The 645-nt window shown below is 25.7% G+C and carries 1 protein-coding gene; it reads right to left on the bottom strand.

Going from position 1 to position 645, the window contains the following annotated elements:
* Nucleotides 1-17: 17 nt before the first annotated feature.
* Nucleotides 18-629: a hypothetical protein gene (locus VP395_RS15795; protein ID WP_346242994.1), complete on the bottom strand. Its 612-nt coding sequence runs from the start codon at nucleotides 627-629 to the stop codon at nucleotides 18-20.
* Nucleotides 630-645 lie beyond the last annotated feature (16 nt).

Raw genomic sequence — 645 nt, 5'->3', positions numbered from 1 at the left:
TTTTTATTTTAAATCAGCTAATAGTTAATATAATTGGAATTATTAGTCTTTAAACAATCTGAAAAATCATTTCCAAAATATTTGTTCAAGTGTTTCATGTCAGAATCATAATCTAAAAATATCCATTCTTTACTTTTTTTGTCAAATAACAAGATGCTTTCTTTTTTCTGTCGGACTTGTAGAATTTTTGAATTTGGATTAAAATTGACATGTTCAATACCGTACTCTTTTTGATTACGTTTTAATGCAATAGAATCTAAATATGGAGTATGTTCAACTTTATCAACAGTATATTTTGTTTTATAATAGTAAGTTGAGTTACATTTATGTCTTTCCATTACAGCTAATTGACCAATTTCATCATAAAAAGCTTCGTTTTTATTCTCTACATACATTTTATGCAGTTTTTTTCTTAAACCTTCTTCTCCGTATTCTTTGATATATTTAGTCGGAATGTTTTTATAGAAGTATTCTACATTGTTCTCATTAGTAGCAGTATAATGAGTATTTATTCTATTTTGTAATTCGGATATATTTAGCTTAGGTGAGCAGCCAAAAAAAACAAAAAAGAGCAAACAGAATATAGGCAGTCTTATTCCTTTTTTTATTAAAATCTTAGTGTCTATCATTGGCAATTAAAGGTAA

This window comes from Mariniflexile soesokkakense (assembly GCF_039650365.1).
Lineage (GTDB): Bacteria > Bacteroidota > Bacteroidia > Flavobacteriales > Flavobacteriaceae > Mariniflexile > Mariniflexile soesokkakense.
Note: the sequence above shows the minus strand (reverse complement) of the source record. Positions and strands in the feature narration are given on the sequence as shown.

Excerpts from the sequence above, each read along its gene's own strand:
- VP395_RS15795 (WP_346242994.1), bottom strand. The coding sequence starts at position 629 with ATGATAGACACTAAGATTTTAATAAAAAAAGGAATAAGACTGCCTATA.